The following is a 26,153-nucleotide window of genomic DNA, read 5'->3' as shown; positions in this document are numbered from 1 at the left end:
TCGAGGACAGCTATGAAAGTCATTCATCTCATCAGCGGCGGCGACTCCGGCGGGGCCAAAACCCACGTGCTCAGCCTCCTGAAAAACCTGAACAGGAGCATCACCGCCCAGCTGATCTGTTTCCGGGACGGTCCCTTCGCGGAGGAGGCCAGGGGCCTGGGCATTCCGACGCAAATCATGGGCGGCAACAACGTGCGCCACGTCTGCCGCCAGCTGAGCGCCCACATCCAGGCGGAGGGCTTTGAGGTGATCCACTGCCACGGCTCCCGGGCCAACATGATCGGCGCGCTGCTGCGCCGGCGGCTCCAGGTTCCCGTGGTGACCACCGTCCACAGCGACTACAAGCTGGACTACCTGGGCCGTCCCCTCAGCCGCCTCACCTTCGGCAACATCAACTCCTGGGCGCTGCGGAAGTTAGATTACCGCATCGGCGTGTCCGACGCCATGGTGGACCTGCTGATCTCCCGCGGCTTTCCCGCCGACCGGTTCTACACCATCTACAATGGCATCGACTTCACCCCCACGCCGGTGGACGAGGACCGGCTGGAGTACCTCAGGTCCCTTGGGGCGGACGTGGATGAGCACTCCGTGGTGGCCGGCATCGCCGCCCGCTTAAACCCGGTCAAGGACATGTCCACCCTGATTCGGGGCTATGCCGCCGCCTACCGCCAATGTCCCAATCTGCGGCTGGTCATCGCGGGCGACGGCGAGGAGCGCCAGCTGTTGGGCAAACTGGCAGAGGAGCTTCAGGTGCCGGTGTGCTTTGCCGGGTGGATATCCGGCGGCATGGACCGCTTTTACCACGCGCTTGACATCAACTGCCTGACCTCGCTGTCCGAGACCTTCCCCTATGCCCTCACGGAGGGCGCCCGCTGGAAGCTGGCCACGGTGGCCACCTCCGTGGGCGGCATCCCCTATCTGATCGACCAGGACGTCAACGGTTTTTTGTTCACTCCCGGGGACCACGAGGCCCTGGGCCGCTCCCTGATCACCCTGACCCGGGACGAACAGCTCCGCCGCGACATGGGCCGGCGGCTCTACGAAAAGGCCTCCACCCATTTTTCCATTCAAAATACGGTGGATACCCAGATGCACATCTATGAGGAGGTGCTGCGGCGCTACCACCGCCCCAAGCAGAAGCGGGACGGCGCCGTGATCTGCGGCGCCTATGGCCGGGGCAACGCGGGGGATGACGCCATTTTGGAGGCCATTCTCCGGGAGATGCGCCAAATTGACCCGGACATGCCCATTACCGTGCTGAGCAAAAATCCAAGGGACACCCGCCTCGCCTACCGGGTGCAGGCCGTCCACCGCTCCAACCTCTTTGTCTGGCCACGGATCATGGGCCGCAGCAGACTCTATATCAACGGCGGCGGCAGCCTGATCCAGGATGTCACCAGCCGCCGCTCCCTGTGGTACTACCTCAACAACATCGCCACCGCCAAACGGCGCGGCTGCCAGGTGCAGATGTACGGCTGCGGCATCGGTCCCATTTTGCGGGAAAACCACAAGAAGCTGGCCGCCGATATGCTCAACCGCTATGTGGACGTCATCACCCTCCGGGAGCCGGACTCCCTCCAGGAGCTGCGCTCCATCGGCGTCACCAAGCCCAAAATCCTGCTGACGGCGGACCCGGCGCTGACCCTTCCCAAGGCGGACGACGACGTGGTGGACAGCACCATGCTGAAGGCCGGAATCCCACCCCATGGCAGGTATATCTGTTTCGCCCTGCGCCACTGGAAGGGCTTTGACGCCCGCGCCGCCTGCTTCGGCGAGGCGGCGGAGTACGCCTACAGCACCTATGGCCTGACTCCGGTTTTCGTTTCGGTGGAAAAGCACTCCGACCCCTCGGCCGCGGTGCTGGCCGCCCGGGACCTCAAGGTGCCCCATTACTTCCTGCCCGACGGGGGCGGTGCTGGGTCCATCATCGGCGTGCTGTCCCGGATGCAGGTGGTGGTCTCCATGCGGCTCCACGCGCTGATCTTTACCGCCGGTCAGGGGATCCCGCTGGTGGGTGTGGTCTATGACCCGAAGGTGAGCGCCTTTCTGCGCTACATCGGTCAGGAGCTGTTCGTGGATTTGGAGCGCCTTTCCACCGACGACCTCAAGGCCATGATCGACCGGGCCGTGAAGTTGGGGGAAAATCCCGAAGTCCAGCGCCAGGCTGTGGAAACACTGCGGGAGATTGAGAGCGGCAATGTGCGGGAGGCGCGGGAGCTGCTCCGGCAGTCGGAGGAAAACGAATAAAGAATGGACCGGGAGCCTATCCCGGTCCATTCTTTTTTGCCTCACACTGCGCCCGTACCACGGCAATCGTGGCCAGCGTATCTCCCAACTGCGTCAGGAAGGCCGCCGCCAGAGCCAGCTCGTCGTCCGTCAGCGTCTGCGCCAGCGTCACCGCCAGCGTATTGATCCCCGTTGTCAGGCAGAAGCCATCCATCTTTCATCACCCGTCTCTATTCTATGCCGGCGGATTCCGGTCCTTTCGGCGGATACATGGGAAATACGGTGAGCTGATTGCTTCCGTCGCACAGCGCCAGAAGCACCTCCTCCGCCCCGTGGTAGCCCTGCCTGGAAAGGGTGCGCTGCAGCCAGGTTTCATCCTTCCCCATCCGCTTCAGGTTCCCGGGCAGCGCATGGCCGTCCAGAACCAGGGGCAGCTGCAGCAGCTCCTGCTGCGGCTGGATGGAGAAATCCGCCGGCGTGGCCGGCCGCTGCATGGCCTTGGGCAAAAAGCTCACCTTTCCGTTGTGCTCAAATACGGCCGTCTGAATCTGGTTCAGGTCGAAATACCCCTCTATGCGGCAGTAGGTCAGAAATTCCGACAGATCCAGCTTGGCCCTTTTCAGGTTTTCCCGGTAGATGACCCCTTTGTCCAGCAAAATGATGGGCTTCCCGCTGAGCATGCGGCGGGCCTTCAGGGACTTGCTTGTCCAGATGGTGATACCCAATGCCACAAGGCCGTAGACGATCATCGCCACCAGCGGCTGAATCGGCTGCTCCAGCTCCGTTGCAAGCTCCGCGGCAATGGAACCGATGGTGATTCCAATCACATAGTCGAACATGGTCATCTGGGAGACCTGCTTGCTGCCCATCAGCTTGGTCAGAATCAGCAGAACGCCCAGGGAAACCAGGGAAATTCCGGCGACACTCAGCACTTCAGTCATAAAACCCCTCCTGCCAGGCCCGGCAGAAGGCCTGCCGGGCAATACGGGAGCAGTTTGTGTCATAAGCCGGAATTTATTCCTCCTCTTCCCAGATCTGTCCCGCGTGGTATTCGTTGGTCTTGGCATTGATGTACTGGGCCTTCAGCTTGGAATAGAGGATGGTCTGGCTGCTGTACAGCCCGTTGTATCCGGAGAGCATGTAGCTGATGCCGCAGGAAAGGGCGAAATAGAGCATCCCTCCGGCGCCGAAGAGTTCAATGCTCAAAAAGATGGAGGCGATGGGACAGTTCACCGCCCCGCAGAATACGGACACCAGTCCCAGCGCCGCGCCGAAGGCGGCCGGAATTCCCAGCAGCGGCCCCATCCAGCAGCCGAAGGTGGCCCCCACAAAAAAGGACGGCACCACCTCGCCGCCCTTGAACCCGGCGCCCAGCGTCACGGCGGTGAAGAGAATCTTCAAAAGGAACGACTCAGGCCGCGCCGCGCCGCCCTCCACCGCCCGGACGATCACCTCCATGCCGGCCCCGTTGTAGTCCCCGGTGCCGCAGAGGAAGGTCAGCGCAATGACGGCGAATCCGCCTGCGGCCGCCCGAATCCACGGGTTGGGCAGCCATCTTGTCAGGATGTGCTGGAGGAAGTGGATGCTGTTGCAAAAGAGAATGGACACCAGCGCGCACAGCGCCCCCAGGATCGCCACCCGGGCCATCATGGCCGCGTCCAGTTCCGGAGCGGCCACGGCAAAGTGGGTGGGCTCCACCCCCAACTCCAGGGAGACCCAATAGGCGGTCAGCGCTCCCACCAGGCAGGGGATAAACGCGGCGTGGTACAGCACGCCGATGCTGACCACGACGATGGCGAACACGGTGGCGGTGAGGGGCGTCCCAAAAAGCGCGGAGAAAAAGGCCGCCATGCCGCACAGCGTGGCCGTGCGGATGTCCCGATCGTCCATATGGAAGGCCGCGCCCATGTGGTAGCCGATGTCGCCGCCCATCTGAAGCGCCGCGCCCTCGCGGCCCGCGCTGCCTCCGCAGAGGTGGGTCAGCAGCGTGCTGAAAAAGATGGTGGGCAGCAGCCAGATGGAAAGGCCCTTCCCCAAATGCACCACGTCGATGATGTCGTTGGTGCCCTGGCCCTCGGTACGGGTCAGTTTATAGAGCCCCACAATGGCCAGACCCGCTGCCGGCAGCAGCCACAAAAGCCAGGGATGCTCCGTCCGGTACTTCGTCGCCATCTCCACCCCCATGTGGAACAGCGCGCCAAGAAACCCGCAGCAAAAGCCCGTCACCACCGCCAGGGCCACCCACTTGCCCAGGGCGGTCAGATACAGCTTCACCCGGTAAAAAAATGCCCTGCACGCGTCCATGCCGTCTCTCCCATCCCTTCAAATGCGTCTCTTCATTCCAGCCGGCCCGGTTGAGCCGTTTAAATCCCGTTAAAATATTATAAAAAATTCCTCTGCGGAATGCAACTCCCTTTCCGCGGGGGCAAAAAACACAAATTCCGCCGTTTGATCCGCGGCCCGGCTTCAACATGACGCTTTTTCATTGCTGAGAGTTCAAAATTTTCACCTTCCTTGGTTGAATATCCCATCCGGATGTCGTATACTGGTGACATAAATGAAAAAACAGAGTACCCACAACTGAAAACAGAAAATGGAGGCAACGAAAATGAAGTACGGTCGCACATTTAATTTCTCCGCAGGTCCCGCCATGATGCCTGAGCCTGTCCTGGAGGAGATCGCCGCCGAGGTGATGAACTATCGCGGCAGCGGTATGAGTGTGATGGAGATGAGTCACCGCTCCAAGGTGTACCAGACCATCATCGACGAAACAGAGGCTGATCTGCGCAAGCTGATGGGCATTCCCGACAACTACAAGGTCCTGTTCGTCCAGGGCGGCGGCACGCTGCAGTTCGCCATGGTTCCCATGAACCTGATGAAAAACGGCGTGGCCTGCTATGTGGAAACCGGCTCCTGGTCCAAGAAGGCCATTGCCGAGGCCAGGAAGTACGGCGAGGTGAAGGTCGTCGCCTCCAGTGCCGACAAGAACTTCACCTATGTCCCCGACTGCTCCGATCTGGACATCCCCGACAACGCCGACTATGTCTACATCTGCGAGAACGAGACCATCAACGGCACCACCTACACCTCCCTGCCCAACACCAAGGGCAAGATCCTGGTCTCCGACCAGTCCTCCATGTTCCTGTCCAGACCCTGCAACGTCTCCGACTACGGCCTGATCTGGGCCGGCGTCCAGAAGAACGTGGGTCCCGCCGGCATGGCCGTGGTGATTGTCCGTGAGGACCTGATCCGCGACGACCTGGCGGACTATGTGCCCACCTATATGAAGTACAAGACCCACGCCGACAGCGGCTCCATGTACAACACCCCCAACTGCTGGGCAATCTACTGCTGCGGCAAGGTATTTAAGTATCTGATGGACATGGGCGGCCTGGAGGCCATGAATCAGCGCAACATCGAAAAGGCCCAGGTCCTCTACGACTTCCTTGATTCCAGCAAGCTGTTCAAGGGCACTGTGGAGAAGGAGTACCGCTCCCTGATGAACATCCCCTTCACCACCGGCGACAAGGAGATGGACGCCGACGTGGTTGCCGCCACCAAGGCCGCCGGCTACGACAATCTGAAGGGCCACAAGAGCGTGGGCGCGCTGCGTGCTTCCACCTACAACGCCATGCCCAAAGAAGGCGTGGAGGCTCTGGTGGACTTCCTGAGCAAATACGAGGCGGAGCACACCAAGTAAAAGCCGCTGACTCTACATTATAAAATTAAAGGAGATTTTCATATGCGTATTCTGGTTACTGACGGTATGGACAAGACCGCCCTGGCCAAGCTGAAGGAAAACGGTCACGAGGTGGTGGAGCAGTTCTATGAGCCCGACGCCCTGGGCGCTGCGCTGAAAGAGTTCGACGTGGCTGTGGTCCGCAGCGCCACCAAGGTGCGCGCAAAGCAGATCGACGAGGCCAAAGGCGGTAAGCTGAAGGTCGTCATCCGCGGCGGCGTGGGCGTGGACAACATCGATGTGGACTACGCCAAGGAAAACGGCATTGAAGTCCGCAACACCCCCCGCGCCTCCTCCAACGCCGTGGCGGAGCTGGCTCTGGCCCACATGTTCTCCTGCGCCCGCAACGTGTCCGTGGCCGGCCACACCATGCGGGAAGGCAAGTGGGAGAAGAAGGCCTACTCCAAGGGCATGGAGCTCACCGGCAAGACTCTGGGCGTACTGGGCTACGGCCGCATTGGCCAGTCCATCGGCGCCAAGGCCCAGGCATTCGGCATGAACGTCCTTGCATACGATATCTTCAAGGTGGACGGCTTGGAGTGCGACACCATGCACTATGCCGAGATGGATGAGGTGCTGGCAAACTCTGACATCATCACCCTCCACACCCCGGCCATCGAGGGCAAGCCCTTCATCAACCGTGAGACCATTTCCAAGATGAAAGACGGCGTGATCTTCATCAACACCTCCCGGGGCACCAACGTGGACGAGGCGGCCCTGCTTGAGGCTCTGAACTCCGGCAAGGTCCGTGCCGCCGGCCTGGACGTGTTTGCCGAAGAGGCCGCCAGCAATCAGGAGCTGCTCAACCACCCCCACGTCTCCTGCACCCCCCACATCGGCGCCGGTACCCAGGAGGCCCAGCAGCGCATCGGCATGGAAATCGTCGACATCATCGAGAGCTTTGCCAAATAAATTTGTTTTCCTCTTTCCCCTCCGGCTTTTGCCGGAGGGGATTTTTTTATCCAATTCATTCTGACAACTTCCATTTTATTGCAAGTTGTAATTAAATTATTACACTTTTTACATAATATTAACGTCATTTCTTCTTAATTTATTCTGTTTTTGCAATGTTCACAAATAATTAATAACTGACATCCTATTGACTTTTGAAAGTTGTTAGTATATAATAAGTCCATCTTACTTACAGATGGATTGGAAGTGACTGCATGGCAGAAAAAGTGGTTCCCGCGCAATACCTGCAAATCGCCTACGATCTGGCGTCCCGAATTGCCAGCGGTGAATTCCAGGAGGGCAGCAAAATCTACGGCCGGTCCGTGATGGCATCGGAGTATTCCGTCTCTCCGGAGACCATCCGCCGGGCGCTGAAGCAGTTAGCGGACATGCGCGTGGTGGATGTCCGGCCCCAAAGCGGCGTCAATGTGCTGTCCGCGGACAATGCCCGGCGGTATCTTGAGCAGTATGACGAGCACTCCGACACCTTTGCACTGTACGCCCAGCTGAAGGACCTGATCGGCGAGTACACCGAACTCAACCACCGGCTGATCGACGTGTCTGCAGCGCTGCTCAGCAATGGCTCCACCTACTCCGCCGCCGCCAACCGCCCCTTCCCAAACTACGAAATCCGCATTCCAAGGGACTCCGCCCTGATTGGAAAGAGCATCGGCTCCATCCGCTTCTGGCAGGCCACCGGCGGCACCATCGTGGCTATCCGGCGGGGGCAGCACGTGATCCTTTCTCCCGGTCCCTTTGCCGAGCTGTACGCGGGAGACGTCATATTGATGGTGGGAAGTGAAGAGGCGGTCAGTGCCGCCGAGGAATTTGTCAATCGTAAAATTGTAAAGGAGAGTGTAATATGATCGAATTTCAACACGTGTCAAAGTCCTATGGGAAAACGAAGATCCTGAAGGATCTGACCTATACCCTGAACGACGGCGAATTTGTCGTTTTGATCGGCCCCTCCGGCTGTGGAAAGACCACCTCATTGAAAATGATCAACCGGCTCATCGAGCCTGACAGCGGCCACATCCTCATCGACGGGAAGGATGCCGCCGCGATGAACCCGGTGGAGCTGCGCCGCCACATCGGTTACGTCATCCAGCAGATCGGCCTGTTCCCCAACATGACGGTGGCTCAGAACATCTGCGTGGTACCCCGGCTGCTGAAGTACGACAAAGCCCGCTGCGACCAGATTGCCCGCGAACTGCTGGAGATGGTAAACCTGCCCTACGAGCAGTACGGCAACAAATACCCCAGTGAGCTCTCCGGCGGACAGCAGCAGCGCATCGGCGTACTGCGGGCCCTGGCTGCCTCCCCTCCCATTGTGCTGATGGATGAGCCTTTCGGCGCGCTGGACCCCATGACCCGCGAGGTGCTGCAGGACGAGGTGAAAAGCCTCCAGCAGAAGCTGAACAAGACCATCGTCTTTGTCACCCACGACATGGGCGAGGCCCTGAAGTTGGCGGACACCATCATCTTTATGGAGTCCGGCGAGATCGTGCAGCAGGCCTCTCCCGAGGAGATGCTGGAGCATCCCGCCAGCGACCTGGTGCGCAGCTTCTTAGGCAAGCACACCTCCGAGTCCTCCGCCCCCTCTAAGGTGGAAAACTACATGCGCACCAACGTGTTCCGGGTCAAGAAGAACCGTGGCGTCTTGGAGTGCGCGGAGATGATGGCCCGCAACAGCGTGGATACACTGCTGGTCACCGATGAAACCGGCAAGTACCTTGGCACCGTCTCCATCGGCGACATCCGCCACTGGGGCCGGGAGCTGACCAGCATCGAGCCGCTGATCCGCCAGAGCGTGCGGACCGCTCAGGTGGGTGACGACGCCAGGGAGAGCTTCGACTACCTGCTGGATTCCGGCGCCAACTACGTGGTCATCCTGAACGAGGACAACACCATCGCCGGCATTGTAACCAAGACCAGCGTGGCCCGGTCGGTGGCGCAGAACCTCTGGGGGGACGGCAAATGAAAGAGTTCTTTGCTACATACGGCAGTATGCTGATCAAGGCCATTGGGATTCATACCGTGTATGTGCTGATCTCTGTGGCCATCGGCTTTGTGCTGGGACTTGCCTTCGGCATTCTGCTCTCCCGTATTCCCAAGTGGTCCGGCATCATCCTGCCGGTCATCTCCATCTTCCAGACCATTCCCGGTCTGGTATTCATCGGCGTGCTGTTTCTCTACGTCGGCATGGTGCCCGCCACGGTCATCATCGCCCTTTCCATCTACGCCATGTTCCCGGTGCTGAAAAACACCTACACCGGCATATTGGGCGTGGCGCCCCAGTACGTGGAGGCGTCCAAGGGCTGCGGCATGTCCGCCGTCCAGACCCTCTTCCAGGTGGAGCTGCCGCTGGCTATGCCCACCATCATCGCCGGGCTCCGGATGGCGGCCATTTATACCGTCAGCTGGACCGTCCTTGCCTCCATGATCGGACTTGGCGGCCTGGGTGACTTCGTCTATCAGGGCGTATCCTCCAACAACAACACGCTGATTGTTGCCGGCGCCATTCCCGCCGCCATCCTGGCCATTGCGGTGGGCGCTGTCATCGATCTGCTGCAAAAGAGGGTCACGCCCCGCGGTATGCGCAAGGAGGTGGGCAAATGAGTTGGGCACTGGTATGGGAACACCTGTTCATTGTGCTGGCCGCCAGCGTGCTGTCCATTTTGGTGGGCCTGCCGTTAGGCGTGCTGTCCTACATGTTCCCCAAGGCCCGGTCCGTCATCCTGCGGATCGTTGACCTGCTGCAGACCATCCCCTCCCTGGCCCTTCTTGGCATCATCATGGTGTTCCTTGGGGCCGGAAAGCTGACGGTCATCATTGGAATCACCCTTTACTCCCTGCTGCCCATTGTGCGCAACACCTGCTTAGGGCTCCAGGAGGTGGACACCGGCGTCAAGGAAGCCGCCCGGGGCATGGGCATGAGCCGGATGTACCGGCTGGTGAACGTGGAATTCCCCCTTGCCTTCCCCATGGTGTTCACCGGCGTGCGCATCGCCGTGGTCAATGCCATCGGCTCCGCTGTGTTCGCGGCCTTTGTGGGCGGCGGCGGCCTGGGCAGCATCATCACCCGGGGCATCCGCATTCAGGACATGGGCCTGATCCTCTCCGGCACAGGAGCGCTGATGATCATCGCCGTGGTGCTGGACCTGCTGATGGGCGGCTTCGAGCAGAAGATGAAGAAGACCCGCGGCGGCGGGGGCAAGCGGATGTGGATCCCCGTGGCGGCTCTGCTGCTTGCCTTCGTGCTGATCCTCCCCTTCGGCCTGCGGGATACCACCGGAGCCAACGAGCTGATCCTCTATGACGGCGACTACAGCGAAACCCAGGTCATGCACCACATGATCAAAATGCTGGTGGAGGATAAGACGGACCTGACCGTCACCATCAAGGACCAGATGTCCCAGGTGAACAACTTCAACTCCCTCAAGGGAGACAACCACACCTGCGACATGATGATCAGTTACGACGGTACACTCCTGACCACCTTCCTCAAACAGGACCCGGAGGATGTGCCGGAGGGCATGTCCATCTACGACTATGTCAATGAGGAGGCCATGGAGCGTTACGACATGCGGTTGCTTGAAAAGTTGGGCTTTGACAATACCTATGCCATCGCCGTGCCGGAAACCGTGGCGGAGCAGTACAACCTGACGACGGTCAGCGATCTGATCCCGGTGGCAAAGGGACTGGTTTTCGGCGCCGAGCATGAGTTCTTTACCCAGGAGGGCAGCATGAAGTTCGGTCCCTTCACCGCTTTCTACGGTCTGGACTTCAAGGATGTCGTCTCCGTGGACGTGAGCCTCAAATACGCCGCCGCGGAAAAGGGCAGCTTCGACGTCACAGAGGTGTACGCCACCGACGGCCTGAACCGCAAGGCCAAGCTGAAGGTCCTGGAGGACGACAAGGGCTTCTTCCCCGATTACAACGGCGCGTTCCTGATTCGGGAGGATACCTTTGAAAAGTTTGCCGACACCGCCCCCAACCTGGAGGAGGTCCTGAACCTGCTGGCCGGCCAGATCTCCAACGACGACATGGTGGAGATGACCTATCAGGTGGACGTCCAGGGCCGTGCTGTGGACGATGTGGTCCGGGATTTCCTGGGCAGCCGCGGCCTCGTGGGATAATGTGAAAAAGGACCGTGGGAGGCTTTCTCCCACGGTCCCTTTGTGCAATATTGTTAAAAAGGGCGAGATCGTTCTCCCATTTTATGCAAAAAGATGGTAAATACGACGATTGACTTTTCTTCCGCTCTTCTTTATTATAGTAAATACCTTCATAAAATCATGCAGAAAGGAGCCTCATTATGACGATGTACCGCAACGCCAATCAGCCCGCGTTTGCGTCTGCCTGTGATGCAGAGGCTTCTTTTTCCTGCGCTCATACTGCCGTTGTTGTCCTGGACGCCATTCTGGCGTCCTTTTTTGTTATTCTGGTATGCCTGGGCATCCTTGTATCCGTATGCCTGGTATCCATGATTCTGGTATGCTTGATTAGCCTTTTGATTTTGGAGACAACTGAATCGCCAAGAGAACGAGCGCTTACCGCTTAAACTGGTATGCAAAAAGTGGCTCTGCTCTTTTGGCAGAGCCACTTTTTTGTATAAATCGTCATCACATTAAAAAGGAGATCAGAAAAGATGAAAAAGTTTGTGTGTCTCATGATGGCCATGGTTATGGTCGTCGCATGTCTGGCAGGCTGCGGTAATTCCGGCGGCTCTTCCGGTTCCGCCTCCGGTTCCGGCGCCGCGTCCGGCTCCGGCGCTGCCTCCTCCGGTTCCTCCTCCGGCGCGGCCTTTAAGCTGGGCGGCACCGGCCCCCTGACCGGCGGCGCCGCCATCTACGGCATCGCTGCCCGCAACGGCGCCCAGATCGCCGTGGATGAGATCAACGCCATGGGCGGCATCCAGTTCGAGCTGAAGTATGAAGACGACGCCCACGACGCCGAAAAAGCCGTCAACGCCTACAACGCCCTGAAGGGCTGGGGCATGCAGCTGTCCCTGGGCTCCGTCACCTCCAAGCCCGCTGAGGCCACCTCTGCCAAGAACTTTGAGGACCGCATTTTTGCCCTGACCCCCTCCGCCTCCTCCGTGGCCACCACCGAGGGCAAGGACAACGTCTTCCAGATGTGCTTTACCGACCCCGGCCAGGGCGCCAAGTCCGCTGAGTACATCGCAAGCAAGGACCTTGGCACCAAGATCGCCGTCATCTGGAAGAACGACGATGTGTATTCCAAGGGCCTGTACGACACCTTCACCGCCGCGGCCAAGGATCTGAACCTGGAGATTGTCTCCGACACCACCTTCAACGACGGCAACGCCACCGACTTCTCCGTCCAGCTCTCCGACGCTCAGAGCAAGGGCGCCGACCTGGTGTTCCTGCCCATGTACTATGACGTGGCCGCTCTGATCTTCAACCAGGCCAACTCCATGGGCTATGCGCCCAAGTGGTTCGGCGTGGACGGCATGGACGGCATCCTCTCCGTGGAAGGCTTTGACACCTCCCTGGCCGAGGGCGTCATGCTGCTGACTCCCTTTGCCGCCGACTCCAGCGATGCGCGCACCCAGGCTTTCACCGCCAAGTATCAGGAGCAGTTCAATGAGATCCCCAACCAGTTCGCCGCCGACGCCTATGACTGCGTCTACGCCTACAAGCAGGCTCTGGAAGCCGCCGGCTGCACCCCCGACATGAGCAACGAGGAGCTGTGCAGCGCCATGATGGAGCAGTTCGCCTCCATGACCTTTGTGGGTCTGACCAGCGATGAATCCGGCATGACCTGGGAAGCTTCCGGCGCCGTCTCCAAGAGCCCCAAGGGCATGGTCATTCAGAACGGCTCTTACGTGGGCCTGGATTAATCAAAACTCAACAGATCACCCGGCGGAGGGGGCCACAGTGCGCCCCCTCCGGCCCCGGGGGCCAGTGCGTATCTGAAAGGCGCCGGCGCTGCCGGTACTTTTCAGATGCGCTCTGCTCCCGTCTGCGGGGGCTCTTCCTCCTGTCAATTTGAATCAAGAGGTGTGTGCAAATGACTTTCCTCAATTTCCTGATCAACGGGATCAGTCTTGGCAGCATCTACGCCATCATCGCCTTGGGCTACACCATGGTCTACGGCATTGCCAAGATGCTGAACTTCGCCCACGGCGACGTGATCATGGTGGGTGCGTATGTCTGTTTTTTCGCCGTATCCACCTATTCCCTGCCGCCCCTGGTGGGGATTTTGCTGGCCATTGTGGTCTGCACGGTGTTAGGCATGGTGGTGGAGCGGCTGGCCTACAAGCCGCTGCGTCAGGCACCCTCTCTGGCGGTGCTGATCACCGCCATCGGCGTCAGCTATTTTTTGCAGAACGCGGCGCTGTTGCTGTGGACCAGCAACACCAAGATGTTCCCCAACTTCTTCACCATTACGGAGAAAACCGCGGACGGTGAGACGGTGAAAAACGGCATCCAGCTCTTTGGCGGCGCGCTGAACATCTCCTTTGTCACCATCATCACCATCGTCAGCTGCCTGGTCATTATGCTGGCCCTCACCTTCTTCACCGGCAAGACCAAAATGGGCAAGGCCATGCGGGCCTGCTCAGAGGACAAGGGCGCCGCGCAGCTGATGGGCATCAACGTCAACTCCACCATCTCCCTGACCTTTGCCATCGGCTCCGGTCTTGCCGCCATCGCCGGCGTGCTGCTGTGCTCCGCCTATCCCACGCTGGTGCCCACCACCGGCTCCATGCCCGGCATCAAGGCCTTTACCGCCGCAGTATTCGGCGGCATCGGCTCCATCCCCGGCGCGCTTTTGGGCGGATTGATGCTTGGCATCATCGAAATCTTTGCCAAGGCCTACATCTCCACCCAGCTCAGCGACGCGGTGGTGTTCGCCGTGCTGATCATCGTACTGCTGGTCAAGCCTGCGGGCCTTCTTGGCAAGCAGCTCCGCGAGAAAGTGTGAGGTGGGACGGATGAAAAAACTCAAAACCGGCTCCCGCGTCTTTCGTCGGAACCTGATTACTTACGCGCTGGTCATCGTCGCCTACGTTGTGCTTCAGATTTTAAACGGCGCCGGAGCCGTGGGCTACTCGCTGCAGGGCATGCTGGTACCCATCTGCGCCTATGTGGTCATGGCCATCTCTTTGAACCTGACCGTAGGTGTGCTGGGCGAGCTGAGCCTGGGTCACGCGGGCTTTATGAGCGTGGGCGCCTTTACCGGCGTCACCGCCGCCGTCGCCCTCCAGGACCTGATCCCTCTTGCTCCGCTGCGTCTGGCCATCGCCATGGCGGTGGGCGCCGCCTTTGCGGCCCTGGCCGGCTTCCTCATCGGCATCCCGGTGCTGCGGCTCAACGGCGACTATCTGGCCATTGTGACCCTTGCCTTCGGCGAGATCATCAAGAGCATCTTCAACAACCTCTATGTGGGCCTGGATTCCAGCGGCTTCCACATGAGCCTCCTCAGTGACAAAACCCATCTGTCTGAGGGCGGAAAGCTGATTATCGGCGGTCCCATGGGCGTCGGCGGCATTCAGACTATCTCCACCTTCACCGCCGGGTTTCTTCTCATCCTCATCACGCTGGCGGTGGTGTTCAATCTGGTGAACAGCCGCTCCGGCCGGGCCATCATGGCCATCCGCGACAACCGCATCGCCGCGGAGAGCATCGGCCTCAACATCACCCGCTACAAGATGATGGCCTTTGTCACCTCCGCCGCCCTGGCCGGCGCGGCGGGCACCCTCTTTGCCATGAACTATTCCACCATCGTGGCCAATAAGTTCGATTTCAACACATCCATCCTGATCCTGGTGTTCGTGGTTTTAGGCGGCCTGGGCAACATGTTAGGCTCCATCATCGCCGCCGCGGCGCTGACTATCCTGCCGGAGGCGCTGCGTCAGTTCTCCGACTACCGGATGCTGGTCTACGCCATTGTCCTGATCCTGGTGATGCTGGCCACCAACAGCCCCCAGGTCCGTCAATTCATCGTCAAAATCAGAGTCGCCATCGCAGGCAAGGGAAAGGGGGCAGCGGAAGATGTCTAAAATGGTACCGGTTCCCGGCCGGGGCATTGTCCCTGAGCGGGACATCGACAAGTCCCCGATCCTTGAGTGCATCGACCTGGGGATCAAATTCGGCGGCCTGGCCGCTGTGGACAACTTCAATCTCACCATCGGCCGCACGGAGATCGCCGGCCTTATCGGCCCCAACGGCGCCGGTAAGACCACCGTGTTCAACCTGCTGACCAAGGTCTACCAGCCCACCCGGGGCACCATCCTCTTGGACGGTGTGGACACCAACAGCATGACCACAGCCCAGGTCAACCGCTCCGGCATTGCCCGCACCTTCCAAAACATTCGGCTCTTTACCGCCCTCAGCGTGGAGGACAACGTAAAGGTCGCCATGAACAACCAGATGCACTATAACATGTGGAGCGGTGTTTTCCGCCTGCCCGGCTACTGGAAGGAGGAAAAGGTGGCTCACGACCGCGCCATGGAGCTGCTGTCCTTTTTCGGTATGCAGGATCTGGCCTCCGCCCGGGCCGGCTCTCTCCCCTACGGTGCGCAGCGCCGGCTGGAGATCGTCCGCGCCCTGGCCACCAATCCCAGCCTGCTGCTGTTGGATGAACCTGCGGCAGGCATGAACCCCTCCGAGACCGCGGACCTGATGGAGCACATCCGCATGATCCGGGACACCTTCCACATCGCCATTATGCTCATCGAACACGACATGAGTTTGGTGATGAACGTGTGCGAGGGCATCTGCGTCCTCAATTTCGGCCATGTGATTGCCAAGGGCACTCCTGCTGAGATTCAGGCCAACCCCACGGTCATTGAGGCCTACCTGGGCAAGAAAAAGGAGGCGTAACGATGGATACGATTCTGAAAGTGGAGGATATCAACGTCTACTATGGCAGCATCCACGCCATCAAAGGGGTTTCCTTTGAAGTCCGTGAAGGAGAAATCGTCACGCTGATCGGCGCCAACGGCGCCGGTAAATCCACCACACTGAACACGATTTCCGGCCTGCTGCACAGCAAGTCCGGCTCCATCTCCTTCATGGGCAAGCCTTTGGACCGGATCGCGCCCCACAAGATCGTAGAGATGGGCCTGGCCCAGGTTCCCGAGGGGCGGCGGGTCTTTTTGCAGATGACGGTGGAGGAAAACCTGGAGATGGGCGCTTACACCCAGCCGGGCTCCGGCGTGGACAGCGACCTGGAGAAGGTCTACGGCCTCTTCCCCCGGCTGAAGGAACGGCGCAGACAGATTGCCGGCACCCTTTCCGGCGGCGAGCAGCAGATGCTGGCCATGGGCCGCGCCCTGATGAGCCACCCCAAGCTGCTGATGCTGGATGAGCCCTCCATGGGATTGGCCCCCATCTTAGTGGAGCAGATTTTTGACATCATCCAGGACCTGCATAAGGCCGGCTCCACCATTTTGCTGGTGGAGCAAAACGCCTTGATGGCTCTCTCCATCGCCGACCGTGGCTACGTGCTGGAAACCGGCACCATCGTGACCACCGGCACGGGGACGGAGCTGATCCAGAGCCCAGCCATCAAAAAAGCCTATCTTGGCGGATAAAAAGAAAGGCGCCGTGAAGTTCACGGCGCCTTTTTCTCGTTTTCTTTTCGCATCTCATCCAGTTTCTTCTGGCCCTCCACCCGCTCGCGGACCAACGGTCCGGTCCGGCCCAGTCAGCCGTGGCAGCCATCAACGCCGCCTTTCCCGGCCATGAACCAGGAGACCCCAATCCAAACAGCAAGCAGCACAATTCCACCAATGATCATCTGCGGCGACATGGCGTCCCTCCTTTGTATTCGGCCTCGGTGTCAGCGAGAGAGATGCATCGCGCTGCGCTCCTGTGACACAAGCGGTCCGAGCGCATACAATCAGCACGATACCAGCCATCGGTATCTCCCCTTTTACGGGAAAAGCATACCACATCCGCCGCCTTTTGTCAGTAGCTATTGCAACAGCGCTCCCAACAGCAGTCTGGTCCCCATCAGAGCCAAAACCCCCTCTTCCGGAAGGTGGAGCACTGTATCCGGCAGTGGAATCTCCTGGGGCTCGACAGTGGTTCCGCCCACACTGCGCAGCTCCCGCTGGATGCAGAGCACCTTCTGCCCGTCGCCCATGCTGGAAAAGGTCAGGCTGTCCTTTCGATCCACGCCGTAGCCCACTACCCGCTCCGCCCGGATTCTCTGCAGCAGCGCCCCGCCGCAGTCTCCAGGCACCAGCAGCGTTTCACAGGCGCAGAAGAGGCCCTTATGCGCCTCCAGCCGTTCGCAGCCCCCGCGGCTCAGCGTCAGTAAATCCCAGCGCCTGGTGGTGAGCACCTCCGGGCGCTGGGGATCGATCCAGATGACCTCCGGCGGCAGCCTCCCCGCCGCAAACAACTCCGATGCGCCTAAAAATCCAGCCTGTATCATGTTTTCACCTCGTCTCCAGTTTGAGCGGGAAGTAGCGTTTTATACGCCGATTCTTCTTTCCGTTTTCATTCGTCCGTGATATAATAGCCGTAGGCGCCGCTTCCCGCTCCGGTATAAGCAATGCGCAAACGCCCATCCTACTATACAGCACGCCTTAAACGCAAAAAGCGCCCATTCCTGAGGAGGGATTTGTCATGCACCCGCTCTCTCACCTGAAAACCGTGAACCATCATCGCTATCTGGTGTGTAAATACTGCTTCCGTTTGGGGCTTTACTGGCAGGGACTGACCCACGACCTGTCCAAGTACTCCCCCAGGGAGTTTTGGGTTGGAGCCAAATACTATCAGGGGGACCGCAGCCCCAACGATGCCGAGCGCCAGGCCACGGGGTGCAGCACCTCGTGGCTGCACCACAAGGGTCGCAACCGCCACCACCTGGAATACTGGATCGATTACTCCCCCAACGGCGATCACAACATGACAGGCATGGAGATGCCGGTCAAATACGTGGCGGAGATGTTCTGCGACCGCCTGGCCGCCTGCAAGACCTACCACAAGGGGGATTACAAGGACAGCGATCCCTACGACTTTTTCATCCGCGGCAAGAGCCACACCATCTTCAACAAAAACTCCTCCGCCCTGCTGGAGAAAATTCTCCTCATCCTCCGGGACCAGGGGGAGGATGCCGCCTTTGACTACATCCGGCGTGAGGTCCTGCACAACGCAAGATAACAGCAAAAGCGGCCCAGCCTTTTTGGCCGGGCCGCTTTTTATATTTGCTTATTTGGACAACTGCTCGTCGATGGCCTTGGCGGCGGTCTTGCCGGCGCCCATGGCAAGGATCACAGTGGCAGCGCCGGTGACGGCGTCGCCGCCGGCATAGACGCCCTCGCGGGAGGTCAGACCGTCTTCGTTGACGATGATGCCGCCCTTCTTATTGATCTCCAGGCCCTTGGTGGTGGACTTGATCAGGGGGTTGGGGCTGGTGCCCAGCGCCATGATGACGCAGTCCACATCCAGCTCAAACTCAGACCCTGCGATCTCCACAGGACGGCGGCGACCGGAGGCGTCGGGCTCACCCAACTCCATGCGGATACACTTCATGCCGCACACGTCGCCCTTGTCGTCGCCCATGATCTCCGTGGGATTGGTCAGCAGGTCAAAGATGATGCCCTCTTCCTCGGCGTGCTCCACTTCCTCCCGGCGGGCAGGCAGCTCATCCTTGCCGCGGCGGTAGACAATGTGGACATCCGCGCCCAAGCGCTTGGCGCAGCGGGCCGCGTCCATGGCCACGTTGCCGCCGCCCACCACGGCCACTTTTCTGCCGTGCTGGATGGGTGTGTTGGAACCGGGCTGATAGGCCTTCATCAGGTTGATTCGGGTCAAGAACTCATTGGCAGAATAGACGCCGCAGAGGTTCTCGCCGGGGATGTGCATGAACATGGGCAGTCCCGCGCCGGAGCCGATGAACACGGCCTCAAAGCCGTACTCCTCCATCAGTTCGTCGATGGAGAGCACACGTCCGATGACCATATCGGTCTCCACCTTGACGCCCATGGCCTTCAGGCCGTCCACTTCCTTCTGCACGATGCTCTTGGGCAGACGGAACTCGGGGATGCCGTAGACCAGCACGCCGCCGGCCAGATGCAGCGCCTCAAACACAGTGACCTCGTAGCCTTTGCGGGCCAGGTCGCCGGCACAGGTCAATCCCGCAGGGCCGGAGCCCACCACAGCCACCTTGTGGCCGTTGGAAGCCGGCTTGACAGCGGCCTCGGTACAGTGTGCGTTATGCCAGTCGGCCACAAAGCGCTCCAGACGGCCGATTCCCACCGGCTCACCCTTGACGCCGCGCACACAGTACTTCTCGCACTGGCTCTCCTGGGGGCAGACGCGACCGCAGACGGCGGGCAGGGCGGAGGTGGCGGAGATGATCTGATAGGCCGCCTCAAAGTCTCCCTTGGCCACCTCGGCGATGAAATCGGGGATATGTACCATGACCGGGCAGCCCTGCATGCAGGGCTTATTTTTGCAGTGCAGGCAGCGCTGTGCCTCGTCCAGAGCCTGCTCCTCCGTGTAGCCCAAGGCCACTTCCTCAAAATTCTTATTGCGGACATCCGGCTCCTGAGAGGGCATTGGATTCTTCTTCAAAGACATGTTTGCCATTGTTATTTGACCTCCTGTTTGAACAGATTGCAGGCTTCCTCGTAAGCATGGCGCTCAAATTCCTTGTACATGGCGCCGCGCTTCACAGCCAGATCCCAATCCACCTGGTGTCCGTCAAAATCAGGGCCGTCCACACAGGCAAACTTGGTCTCGCCGCCCACGCTGATCCGGCAGCCGCCGCACATGCCGGTGCCGTCGATCATGATGGGGCTCATGGAGACGATGGTCTTCAATCCGTAGGGCTTGGTGGTCAAAGAGACAAACTTCATCATCATCATGGGGCCGATTGCAAACACCTCGTCATAGGTGTTGCCCGCTTCGATGAGCTGCTTGAGGGCGTCGGTGACAAGGCCCTTTTCGCCATAGGTGCCGTCGTCAGTCATCAGCTTCATCACATCGCTGACCGCACGGAAATCCTCTTCAAGGATGACCAGGTCCTTATTCTTAAAGCCCACCACCGTGTGGACCTCGGTGCCGCATTCGTGGAAGGCCTTGGCCACGGGATAAGCAATGGCGCAGCCGACGCCGCCGCCCACCACGCAGACCTTCTTGCGGCCCTCCGTCTCGGTGGCCTTGCCCAGAGGACCCACGAAATCCTGCAGATATTCTCCTTCCGCCTTGTGGTTCAGCTTCTCGGTGGTCGCGCCCACAATCTGGAAGATGATCGTAATGGTGCCCTTGGCTGCGTCGGCATTATAGATGGTCAGAGGGATGCGCTCCCCGTCCTCATCCACCCGCAGGATGATGAACTGACCCGGCCGGGCCTTTTTGGCAATCAGAGGCGCTTCCACTTCCAGCAACGTCACTGTGGGCCGGAGTGCCTCTCTTCTAACGATGCGATACATACTGTTCCTTCTTTCCCTCAAAAGTCATGTAATCCAGAGTTGTCCTTCCTCTTTCGCTGTATGCTGCTTTTGTATAATTGCCAAACAATTAACAAGCGTACGGTATTATATTAACACGGTAAGCCTACCTCGTCAAATGATTTTCATCGGCTTTTCGCCGGAATTTCAACAACTTTTTTGTCATTTTCGACGTTTTACAATCCCCCAGCCGGTCGGGCCGCTGCGTGGAACAATTGCTTACTGGAGCAGGGTGATCTCCCCATTTTTCACCTCCGCCAGCCCCTCTTCCCGGATCTTTTTCAGCTCCCGCATCATGGCGCTGCGGTCGGTGCTGATGTACTCCGCCAGACGGCTCAGTGAAAAGGGCAAAAGAAAGGTGCTGCCGCCGTTTTTCGAGGCCTGGAGGGTAAAGTAGCACATCAGCTTATCCCGGATAGAGCGCTGGGAAAGCACCTCCACCCGCTCACCAAGGGCCAGGGTCTTATCGGAAATCAGCCGGAGCATATTCTGCACCAGCATGCTGTGGTGGATGCAGGCCTGCTCACAGCGCTTGACGATATGTGCATAATTCACAAACTCCACCCGGCAGTCCTTTTCGCAGACCACCATCAGGCTGTCGCCGCCGACGCCGGAAAACGCCACGGTTTCGCCGAATACGCTGCCGGCCCCCATCTCCTCCAGAATGGTGTTGTTCCCGTCGGCGTCAATCCGCAGCAGGGCCGCTGTCCCATCCTCCAAAATCCCCACCTGCTGGGGGGTTCCCTCCCCATAGTTCAGAATGATCTCGCCGGGCTGATAGGCCTTGGTTCTCATTTGGAAGCAATCCACCATCTGAAGGTAGCTGTCATAGCTGATCCCCTCGAAAAGCGGGCTCCGTCGAATTTCCTCCTGCGTCATCATAAACTGCTCCCCCTCTCATCTGTTGCAAAGGCAACCTTTTTTCTATCATATCGCAAGACACAAAAAAAGTAAACAGACCCCTTTGCGGATGTTTCCAAATTATTCACGATTTTTTCTTTCCCAGGCGTTATACTGTATATAACAAGGGAGTGCTCCTCCCGGACAACAGACGGAAAGAGGCGTATCGCTTGAACATTGCGTATTTTCTGATGCCAAAAAGCAAAGTCGCGTTTTTATATGACGACTGTACCTTCCGCCAAGGTCTGGAGAAGATGCGGCACCACGGTTACACCGCCATCCCGGTCATCTCCCGGTCCGGTCAATACATTGGCACTGTCAGCGAGGGGGATTTCCTTTGGGCGCTGGTTCAGGATACCCGGGGCGAGGTGGAGCCCATTGCCCTGAAGGATACGGAAACCCTTCACGTGCGGGACATCATCCGGCCGGGCCAGTACCCCTGTGTGCGGATCACCGTATCTATGGATGCCCTGCTGCACAACGCCACAAAGCAGAACTTCATCCCGGTGGTGGATGATCTGGGCAACTTCATCGGCATTGTTACCCGTAAGGACATCATCCGCTATTTCGCAGAAGAAAAGGTCCCAATGGAGGCATAGCCTACATATCACTGCCGCGGACCGCAGAAGCGGTCCGTGGCTTTTTGTGGTCTCCTGCTACGCCGCCTTCATTTTTCCACATCTCCGCCTCCGCTCTTTTCTTTGCCGCATCGCCTCTGTCCCCTTTGACGCAACGCGTCTTTTTTGCTTTAAAGAATCAGATTCGCCATTCCCCCTTCAAGCCATTCTGCATGCAGAGTCATGAAAAACTGCACTTTTCATTTATTTTTCTGCCTTTCTCTCCTTCTCCGTTCCATTTTCCCGTGAAAAGGTTGACTTTCTCCCTTCCAACTGCTACCATACAGTATTAGATTTCCGCGGGTTGTGTTTGCCTGCGTAAGTGTACGTGAAGGAGAAAGATCGAATGAAACGAGAAAACTTCCAATCCCGCCTGGGCTTTTTGCTGGTGAGCGCCGGGTGCGCCATCGGAATCGGGAACGTCTGGAAATTCCCCTACGTGACCGGCGCCAACGGCGGCGGCGTGTTTGTGCTCTTCTACCTGCTGTTTCTGATCATCATGGGCGTGCCCGTGCTGACCATGGAACTGGCGGTGGGCCGGGCCAGCCGGAAAAGCGCGGTACTGGGCTACAAGGCGCTGGAGAAGCCGGGCAGCAAGTGGCATATCCACGGCTGGTTCTGCGTGATCGGCTGCTATCTGCTGATGATGTACTACACCACCGTGTCCGGCTGGATGCTGGGCTATTTCTTCAAATTTGCCGGCGGCGCCTTTACCGGACTGGAAGGTGAGGCCATCGACGGTGTGTTCAACGCCATGCTGGGTGCCCCCGCCGAAATGGCTATGTGGATGGTGCTCACGGTGCTGGCCGGCTTCCTTGTGTGCAGCTTCGGCCTCCAGAAGGGGCTGGAGCGCATCACAAAGGTCATGATGACCGGGCTGCTGCTTCTGATTGTAGTGCTGGCGGTTCACAGCCTGACCCTGGAAGGGGCTGTGGAGGGCGTAAAATTCTATCTGCTGCCCGACTTCCAGCGGGCCTCCGAGGTGGGGCTGGGCAACGTGATCACCGCGGCCATGAACCAGGCCTTCTTCACCCTGAGTCTGGGCATTGCCGCCATGGAGATTTTCGGCAGCTATATGTCCAAGGACCACACCCTCACCGGCGAGGCCGTCCGCATCTGCGGACTGGACACCTTTGTGGCGCTGATGTCCGGCCTTATCATCTTCCCCGCCTGCTTCTCCTTCAATGTGGAGACCACGCAGGGCCCGGCTCTGATCTTCATGACGCTGCCCCGGGTGTTTGTAAATATGGCCGGCGGCCGGCTCTGGGGCACGCTGTTTTTCCTGTTCATGACCTTTGCCAGCTTCTCCACCGTCATCGCGGTGTTTGAGAACCTGCTGGCCAGCTGCATCGACAACTTCGGCTGGAGCCGGAAAAAAGCCGTGGTCATCAACTGCGTCTTCGTCCTGATCGCCAGCCTGCCCTGCCTGTTGGGCTATAATGTACTGAGCGACTTCCGCCCCATCTTGGGCAAGGATGTGCTGGACAGCGAGGACTTCCTGGTCAGCAACCTGCTGCTGCCCCTGGGCTCTCTGATCTATCTGCTCTTCTGCGTCAGCAGATGGGGCTGGGGCTACGACAAGTATCTGGAGGAGGCCAACACAGGCACTGGTCTGCGGATGCCCCGCAGCCGGGTTTTGAAGTTCTATCTTCAGTTCATCCTGCCTGTCCTGATCCTCATCATCCTGATCCTTGGCCTGTAAACATACGAATCCCCCTTGCGCGGTTTTTCCGCGCAGGGGGGATTTTTGTTGACAAAGCTCCGCCGGACTTTTCTATGACATAAACCATGCCGCATTTATCTGCATCTTTGTGTCCATCGTCTTCACAGTATGACCGCAATCGGCTATTTTTCTGGAAAGCTTGTTCGGATGATATCGACGAGTCCCTCAGCAAAAGGCGCAACCCATTTGCTTGTATGGTAAAGAATCTGACTGTAATACGTTTGCGGGGGCATATCAACATTAATTTTTGCAAGTTGCCCATCTTGTATTTGATTGATAACAGAATACTCAGGGAGGAATGCTATTCCTAAGTTTTTAGTCACCATCCGGATAATCGCAACTGAACTATCCACAATGAAAGAATGGTGCAGCTTCATCCCTTCTCTAATTGCAAGATTTTTCAGCCGTTTATACACAATGCCGCTTTGCTCCGTAACAATCAGAGTATGCTCAAAAATTTCACGCAGTGACACGTTTTTCTGTTTTGCCAATTCATGTTCAGGACTTGTAATAAAAATAAGCTGCTCCCTTCTTTTGTAGCAGCAGTAAAGTTCCGGATCCGCATTGATGTCTTCACACACATAGAGCATGTCCAGTTGATTTTGTTTAAGTAATTCCAATAAATCGATGGTACGGCCCATTTTAAGCTCAATATCAACAAGCGGATATTGCCACTTATAAGAAGAAAGAATAAGCGGCATGTTGCTGTCAAGAAGGGTTTCCAGTGCGCCAATGCGGAGAGTTCCCCGAATTTGGGAGGGAGAAGTTCCAAGTGAAGTTGCCTTTTGCATAATATGCAGCATCTCATATGCAAATGGCAAAAATTCTTTTCCAAAGGAAGTGAGCGCTACTTTCTTCCCTATCCGGTCAAAAAGAGGGTACCCCAATTCCTGTTCCAACTGCTGTACCTGAACAGTAACCGTAGATTGAACGTATCCCAATTTTTCTGCTGCTTTTGTAAAATTACCCAATTCAGCAACGCATAAAAAAGTTTTTACAATTTTTGTATCCATTTTTGCTCCTCAAATAACATCAATTGGTACGTCTTCCGATTATAAATTCTCCATTCCATGTATGGCGCTTTCTGCTGAATGCAAAGCGCCATTTGCTTTTGTTCCAAAAAATTCCAATCGATTTTATTTTACGATTGTAACAATCAAAATTATTTATTTTACAAATTTATCTTAGCTGTTTAAAATGAATCTGTAAAGTAAAAAGAAGAAAATTCGTGACTTTTTACAAAACATTTAAGGAAAGGTAGTATGGTCATGAGCAAGATGGAGTATTTAAAAGACCTGCCAGTTGCAGTGCTTGGCGGAGGCGCAGTCGGCAAAAGCTGCGCCGCGGACATCAAACTGGCAGGCCGGGAGGTGCGGCTGTTTGACGTGCCGCCATTTGCTGAAAAGTCCCTAAAGGACCTTGACAAGACCGGCATTCTCTTTGACGGTATTCAGCGAAACAAGTACTGCTTTGAGCGCAGTGGGCGCGCGTTTATCGACATCGTGACAACAGACATCGAAAAAGCGGTCAAGGGGGCGGGGCATATTGTTGTTTCCTGTGGCTCCTGGGGACATGAGGCAATGTTCCGCGCGATGATCCCCTATTTGGAGGATGGTCAGGTTGTCAATGTGTTTACCGATAACTTTGGCTGCCTGCTGCTGCGCAAACTCATGCGGGAGATGGGTTGCACGAAGAAGATTCTTGTCGGTGGGTGGTCCTCCGCGCCTTATGGCACCCGACTCGAAAATATCGGAAAATGTGTGTTTCCGCATGTAAGTGCAAAGTACCGCGCGATTACGCTGCGCGGCGCCGCTCTCCCGATGACTGACACGGACGACTTTCTGGAAGCCTCCAAATATCTGCCGTGTATGGACGCTGTGACCAACGGCGACGGCCCATCCAAAGGCAACACGATCTTAGACGTCGACTTCGCCAACGTCAACCCCGTTATCCATGTTCCCGCCACTGTCCTTGGCGTTTCCACAATGGAAAACTGGGGTGTAATTTTCGGCGGATATGATAAAACCAGTTATTCGATGTATTCTCACGGCCTGTGCCCGTCTATTTGTGAGGTGCAATATCAGTTCTACGGCGAGGAGATTCAATTGGCAAAGGCCATCGGTGTCGGCACGCCTACCTATAAGAAGGAAATGTTTTTTTCCCGCCGCAGCGTGCTGACACAAGAGTACATGGGCCTTGATGAAAATGGCGACGACAATGTCGTTTTTCCGCTTGACCAGCCCTCTTCCGAAGGAAACACCGGCCCCAACAGCATTCACCATCGTTACATGACCGAGGACGTTCCCATCGGCTGCAAGATTTATCATGACCTGGGTGTGCAGTACGGCGTGCAGACCCCGATCATCGACGCAATGATTGTTCTGGCGGGGGCGATGCACCGGAAGAACTTCTTTGAGGCCAGCCGCTACAGCCTCGCTTATCTTGGTATTGACAACATGAGCAAAGAGGAACTCCTCGCCTATCTCCACAAGGGAGTTTCAAAAGCGTAATATTCTTTTGAACGCGCCGCCGTACTTAATATTCTTCCGCTTGCCACCA

General features: G+C 57.9%; 24 protein-coding genes. 16 read left to right on the top strand and 8 right to left on the bottom strand.

Annotated elements, in window-relative coordinates:
• Nucleotides 1-12: 12 nt before the first annotated feature.
• On the top strand, nucleotides 13-2,247 hold the full coding sequence (gene csaB / locus KQI82_RS07980) for a polysaccharide pyruvyl transferase CsaB (protein WP_216632284.1): 2,235 nt from the start codon (nucleotides 13-15) through the stop codon (nucleotides 2,245-2,247).
• A 16-nt stretch (nucleotides 2,248-2,263) separates the two neighbouring features.
• On the opposite strand, the gene KQI82_RS07975 is transcribed toward csaB, so the two are convergent.
• The 3 genes from KQI82_RS07975 to KQI82_RS07965 all read right to left on the bottom strand — a co-directional run bounded on the left by KQI82_RS07975 (nucleotide 2,264) and on the right by KQI82_RS07965 (nucleotide 4,530).
• Nucleotides 2,264-2,440 (bottom strand): DUF6774 domain-containing protein, encoded by a 177-nt coding sequence (locus KQI82_RS07975; RefSeq protein WP_216632283.1) that lies wholly within the window; start codon nucleotides 2,438-2,440, stop codon nucleotides 2,264-2,266.
• A gap of 16 nt (nucleotides 2,441-2,456) precedes the next feature.
• Nucleotides 2,457-3,167: a DUF421 domain-containing protein gene (locus tag KQI82_RS07970; RefSeq protein WP_216632282.1), complete on the bottom strand. Its 711-nt coding sequence runs from the start codon at nucleotides 3,165-3,167 to the stop codon at nucleotides 2,457-2,459.
• A 73-nt stretch (nucleotides 3,168-3,240) separates the two neighbouring features.
• A complete protein-coding gene (locus tag KQI82_RS07965; protein ID WP_216632281.1) occupies nucleotides 3,241-4,530 on the bottom strand; it encodes a chloride channel protein in 1,290 nt (429 codons plus the stop codon).
• Between the two features lie 304 nt (nucleotides 4,531-4,834).
• On the opposite strand from KQI82_RS07965, the gene serC reads away from it, so the two are divergent.
• The 11 genes from serC to KQI82_RS07910 all read left to right on the top strand — a co-directional run bounded on the left by serC (nucleotide 4,835) and on the right by KQI82_RS07910 (nucleotide 16,481).
• A complete protein-coding gene (gene serC, locus KQI82_RS07960) occupies nucleotides 4,835-5,926 on the top strand; it encodes a 3-phosphoserine/phosphohydroxythreonine transaminase (RefSeq protein ID WP_216632280.1) in 1,092 nt (363 codons plus the stop codon).
• A 42-nt stretch (nucleotides 5,927-5,968) separates the two neighbouring features.
• The gene (locus KQI82_RS07955; protein ID WP_216632279.1) at nucleotides 5,969-6,877 is read left to right on the top strand and encodes a D-2-hydroxyacid dehydrogenase; all 909 of its coding nucleotides are present in this window, start codon (nucleotides 5,969-5,971) and stop codon (nucleotides 6,875-6,877) included.
• A gap of 254 nt (nucleotides 6,878-7,131) precedes the next feature.
• Nucleotides 7,132-7,782: a GntR family transcriptional regulator gene (locus tag KQI82_RS07950; protein ID WP_216632278.1), complete on the top strand. Its 651-nt coding sequence runs from the start codon at nucleotides 7,132-7,134 to the stop codon at nucleotides 7,780-7,782.
• Entirely contained in the window at nucleotides 7,779-8,897 is a 1,119-nt protein-coding gene (locus KQI82_RS07945) for an ABC transporter ATP-binding protein (protein WP_216632277.1), read from the top strand. Before KQI82_RS07950 ends, KQI82_RS07945 begins: the two co-directional genes overlap by 4 nt.
• Nucleotides 8,894-9,535 carry an ABC transporter permease gene (locus KQI82_RS07940; RefSeq protein ID WP_216632276.1) on the top strand — a complete coding sequence of 214 codons (642 nt, stop codon included), beginning with the start codon at nucleotides 8,894-8,896 and terminating at the stop codon, nucleotides 9,533-9,535. Before KQI82_RS07945 ends, KQI82_RS07940 begins: the two co-directional genes overlap by 4 nt.
• Complete coding sequence (locus KQI82_RS07935) at nucleotides 9,532-11,055, top strand: glycine betaine ABC transporter substrate-binding protein (protein ID WP_216632275.1); 1,524 nt, start codon at nucleotides 9,532-9,534, stop codon at nucleotides 11,053-11,055. Before KQI82_RS07940 ends, KQI82_RS07935 begins: the two co-directional genes overlap by 4 nt.
• A gap of 512 nt (nucleotides 11,056-11,567) precedes the next feature.
• A complete protein-coding gene (locus tag KQI82_RS07930; RefSeq protein WP_216632274.1) occupies nucleotides 11,568-12,782 on the top strand; it encodes an ABC transporter substrate-binding protein in 1,215 nt (404 codons plus the stop codon).
• Between the two features lie 170 nt (nucleotides 12,783-12,952).
• Entirely contained in the window at nucleotides 12,953-13,867 is a 915-nt protein-coding gene (locus KQI82_RS07925) for a branched-chain amino acid ABC transporter permease (protein ID WP_216632273.1), read from the top strand.
• Between the two features lie 10 nt (nucleotides 13,868-13,877).
• The gene (locus tag KQI82_RS07920) at nucleotides 13,878-14,945 is read left to right on the top strand and encodes a branched-chain amino acid ABC transporter permease (protein WP_216632272.1); all 1,068 of its coding nucleotides are present in this window, start codon (nucleotides 13,878-13,880) and stop codon (nucleotides 14,943-14,945) included.
• 1 nt (nucleotide 14,946) lies between these two features.
• Nucleotides 14,947-15,768, top strand: coding sequence for an ABC transporter ATP-binding protein (locus tag KQI82_RS07915; protein ID WP_241426814.1), 822 nt, complete (start codon nucleotides 14,947-14,949; stop codon nucleotides 15,766-15,768).
• Between the two features lie 11 nt (nucleotides 15,769-15,779).
• Nucleotides 15,780-16,481 (top strand): ABC transporter ATP-binding protein, encoded by a 702-nt coding sequence (locus tag KQI82_RS07910; protein ID WP_216633667.1) that lies wholly within the window; start codon nucleotides 15,780-15,782, stop codon nucleotides 16,479-16,481.
• A gap of 383 nt (nucleotides 16,482-16,864) precedes the next feature.
• Here KQI82_RS07910 and KQI82_RS07905 read toward each other — a convergent pair whose 3' ends face one another.
• Nucleotides 16,865-17,329 carry a hypothetical protein gene (locus tag KQI82_RS07905; RefSeq protein ID WP_216632270.1) on the bottom strand — a complete coding sequence of 155 codons (465 nt, stop codon included), beginning with the start codon at nucleotides 17,327-17,329 and terminating at the stop codon, nucleotides 16,865-16,867.
• A 194-nt stretch (nucleotides 17,330-17,523) separates the two neighbouring features.
• Between KQI82_RS07905 and KQI82_RS07900 the strand changes: the two genes are divergently transcribed.
• Entirely contained in the window at nucleotides 17,524-18,060 is a 537-nt protein-coding gene (locus KQI82_RS07900; protein ID WP_216632269.1) for a DUF5662 family protein, read from the top strand.
• A 48-nt stretch (nucleotides 18,061-18,108) separates the two neighbouring features.
• Here KQI82_RS07900 and gltA read toward each other — a convergent pair whose 3' ends face one another.
• The 3 genes from gltA to KQI82_RS07885 all read right to left on the bottom strand — a co-directional run bounded on the left by gltA (nucleotide 18,109) and on the right by KQI82_RS07885 (nucleotide 21,236).
• Nucleotides 18,109-19,491: an NADPH-dependent glutamate synthase gene (gene gltA, locus KQI82_RS07895; protein ID WP_216632268.1), complete on the bottom strand. Its 1,383-nt coding sequence runs from the start codon at nucleotides 19,489-19,491 to the stop codon at nucleotides 18,109-18,111.
• Nucleotides 19,492-19,493: 2 nt separating this feature from the next.
• Nucleotides 19,494-20,336: a sulfide/dihydroorotate dehydrogenase-like FAD/NAD-binding protein gene (locus tag KQI82_RS07890; RefSeq protein ID WP_216632267.1), complete on the bottom strand. Its 843-nt coding sequence runs from the start codon at nucleotides 20,334-20,336 to the stop codon at nucleotides 19,494-19,496.
• A 237-nt stretch (nucleotides 20,337-20,573) separates the two neighbouring features.
• Entirely contained in the window at nucleotides 20,574-21,236 is a 663-nt protein-coding gene (locus KQI82_RS07885) for a Crp/Fnr family transcriptional regulator (protein WP_216632266.1), read from the bottom strand.
• Between the two features lie 209 nt (nucleotides 21,237-21,445).
• Between KQI82_RS07885 and KQI82_RS07880 the strand changes: the two genes are divergently transcribed.
• Both KQI82_RS07880 and KQI82_RS07875 read left to right on the top strand, forming a co-directional pair.
• Entirely contained in the window at nucleotides 21,446-21,853 is a 408-nt protein-coding gene (locus tag KQI82_RS07880) for a CBS domain-containing protein (protein ID WP_420908100.1), read from the top strand.
• Between the two features lie 364 nt (nucleotides 21,854-22,217).
• The gene (locus tag KQI82_RS07875) at nucleotides 22,218-23,573 is read left to right on the top strand and encodes a sodium-dependent transporter (RefSeq protein ID WP_216632265.1); all 1,356 of its coding nucleotides are present in this window, start codon (nucleotides 22,218-22,220) and stop codon (nucleotides 23,571-23,573) included.
• Nucleotides 23,574-23,716: 143 nt separating this feature from the next.
• Here KQI82_RS07875 and KQI82_RS07870 read toward each other — a convergent pair whose 3' ends face one another.
• Nucleotides 23,717-24,607 (bottom strand): LysR family transcriptional regulator, encoded by an 891-nt coding sequence (locus KQI82_RS07870; protein WP_216632264.1) that lies wholly within the window; start codon nucleotides 24,605-24,607, stop codon nucleotides 23,717-23,719.
• A 255-nt stretch (nucleotides 24,608-24,862) separates the two neighbouring features.
• Between KQI82_RS07870 and KQI82_RS07865 the strand changes: the two genes are divergently transcribed.
• Complete coding sequence (locus tag KQI82_RS07865) at nucleotides 24,863-26,104, top strand: NAD/NADP octopine/nopaline dehydrogenase family protein (protein WP_216632263.1); 1,242 nt, start codon at nucleotides 24,863-24,865, stop codon at nucleotides 26,102-26,104.
• The last annotated feature ends 49 nt before the right edge of the window (nucleotides 26,105-26,153 follow it).

Source organism: Dysosmobacter acutus, assembly GCF_018919205.1.
Classification (GTDB): Bacteria; Bacillota; Clostridia; order Oscillospirales; family Oscillospiraceae; genus Oscillibacter; species Oscillibacter acutus.
The sequence above is the reverse complement of the archived record's forward strand: the minus strand, read 5'-3'. Positions and strand labels throughout refer to the sequence as shown.

Excerpts from the sequence above, each read along its gene's own strand:
- csaB (WP_216632284.1), top strand. The coding sequence starts at position 13 with ATGAAAGTCATTCATCTCATCAGCGGCGGCGACTCCGGCGGGGCCAAA.
- KQI82_RS07975 (WP_216632283.1), bottom strand. The coding sequence starts at position 2,440 with ATGGATGGCTTCTGCCTGACAACGGGGATCAATACGCTGGCGGTGACG.
- KQI82_RS07970 (WP_216632282.1), bottom strand. The coding sequence starts at position 3,167 with ATGACTGAAGTGCTGAGTGTCGCCGGAATTTCCCTGGTTTCCCTGGGC.
- KQI82_RS07965 (WP_216632281.1), bottom strand. The coding sequence starts at position 4,530 with ATGGACGCGTGCAGGGCATTTTTTTACCGGGTGAAGCTGTATCTGACC.
- serC (WP_216632280.1), top strand. The coding sequence starts at position 4,835 with ATGAAGTACGGTCGCACATTTAATTTCTCCGCAGGTCCCGCCATGATG.
- KQI82_RS07955 (WP_216632279.1), top strand. The coding sequence starts at position 5,969 with ATGCGTATTCTGGTTACTGACGGTATGGACAAGACCGCCCTGGCCAAG.
- KQI82_RS07950 (WP_216632278.1), top strand. The coding sequence starts at position 7,132 with ATGGCAGAAAAAGTGGTTCCCGCGCAATACCTGCAAATCGCCTACGAT.
- KQI82_RS07945 (WP_216632277.1), top strand. The coding sequence starts at position 7,779 with ATGATCGAATTTCAACACGTGTCAAAGTCCTATGGGAAAACGAAGATC.
- KQI82_RS07940 (WP_216632276.1), top strand. The coding sequence starts at position 8,894 with ATGAAAGAGTTCTTTGCTACATACGGCAGTATGCTGATCAAGGCCATT.
- KQI82_RS07935 (WP_216632275.1), top strand. The coding sequence starts at position 9,532 with ATGAGTTGGGCACTGGTATGGGAACACCTGTTCATTGTGCTGGCCGCC.
- KQI82_RS07930 (WP_216632274.1), top strand. The coding sequence starts at position 11,568 with ATGAAAAAGTTTGTGTGTCTCATGATGGCCATGGTTATGGTCGTCGCA.
- KQI82_RS07925 (WP_216632273.1), top strand. The coding sequence starts at position 12,953 with ATGACTTTCCTCAATTTCCTGATCAACGGGATCAGTCTTGGCAGCATC.
- KQI82_RS07920 (WP_216632272.1), top strand. The coding sequence starts at position 13,878 with ATGAAAAAACTCAAAACCGGCTCCCGCGTCTTTCGTCGGAACCTGATT.
- KQI82_RS07915 (WP_241426814.1), top strand. The coding sequence starts at position 14,947 with ATGGTACCGGTTCCCGGCCGGGGCATTGTCCCTGAGCGGGACATCGAC.
- KQI82_RS07905 (WP_216632270.1), bottom strand. The coding sequence starts at position 17,329 with ATGATACAGGCTGGATTTTTAGGCGCATCGGAGTTGTTTGCGGCGGGG.
- KQI82_RS07900 (WP_216632269.1), top strand. The coding sequence starts at position 17,524 with ATGCACCCGCTCTCTCACCTGAAAACCGTGAACCATCATCGCTATCTG.
- gltA (WP_216632268.1), bottom strand. The coding sequence starts at position 19,491 with ATGGCAAACATGTCTTTGAAGAAGAATCCAATGCCCTCTCAGGAGCCG.
- KQI82_RS07890 (WP_216632267.1), bottom strand. The coding sequence starts at position 20,336 with ATGTATCGCATCGTTAGAAGAGAGGCACTCCGGCCCACAGTGACGTTG.
- KQI82_RS07885 (WP_216632266.1), bottom strand. The coding sequence starts at position 21,236 with ATGATGACGCAGGAGGAAATTCGACGGAGCCCGCTTTTCGAGGGGATC.
- KQI82_RS07880 (WP_420908100.1), top strand. The coding sequence starts at position 21,446 with ATGCCAAAAAGCAAAGTCGCGTTTTTATATGACGACTGTACCTTCCGC.
- KQI82_RS07875 (WP_216632265.1), top strand. The coding sequence starts at position 22,218 with ATGAAACGAGAAAACTTCCAATCCCGCCTGGGCTTTTTGCTGGTGAGC.
- KQI82_RS07870 (WP_216632264.1), bottom strand. The coding sequence starts at position 24,607 with ATGGATACAAAAATTGTAAAAACTTTTTTATGCGTTGCTGAATTGGGT.
- KQI82_RS07865 (WP_216632263.1), top strand. The coding sequence starts at position 24,863 with ATGAGCAAGATGGAGTATTTAAAAGACCTGCCAGTTGCAGTGCTTGGC.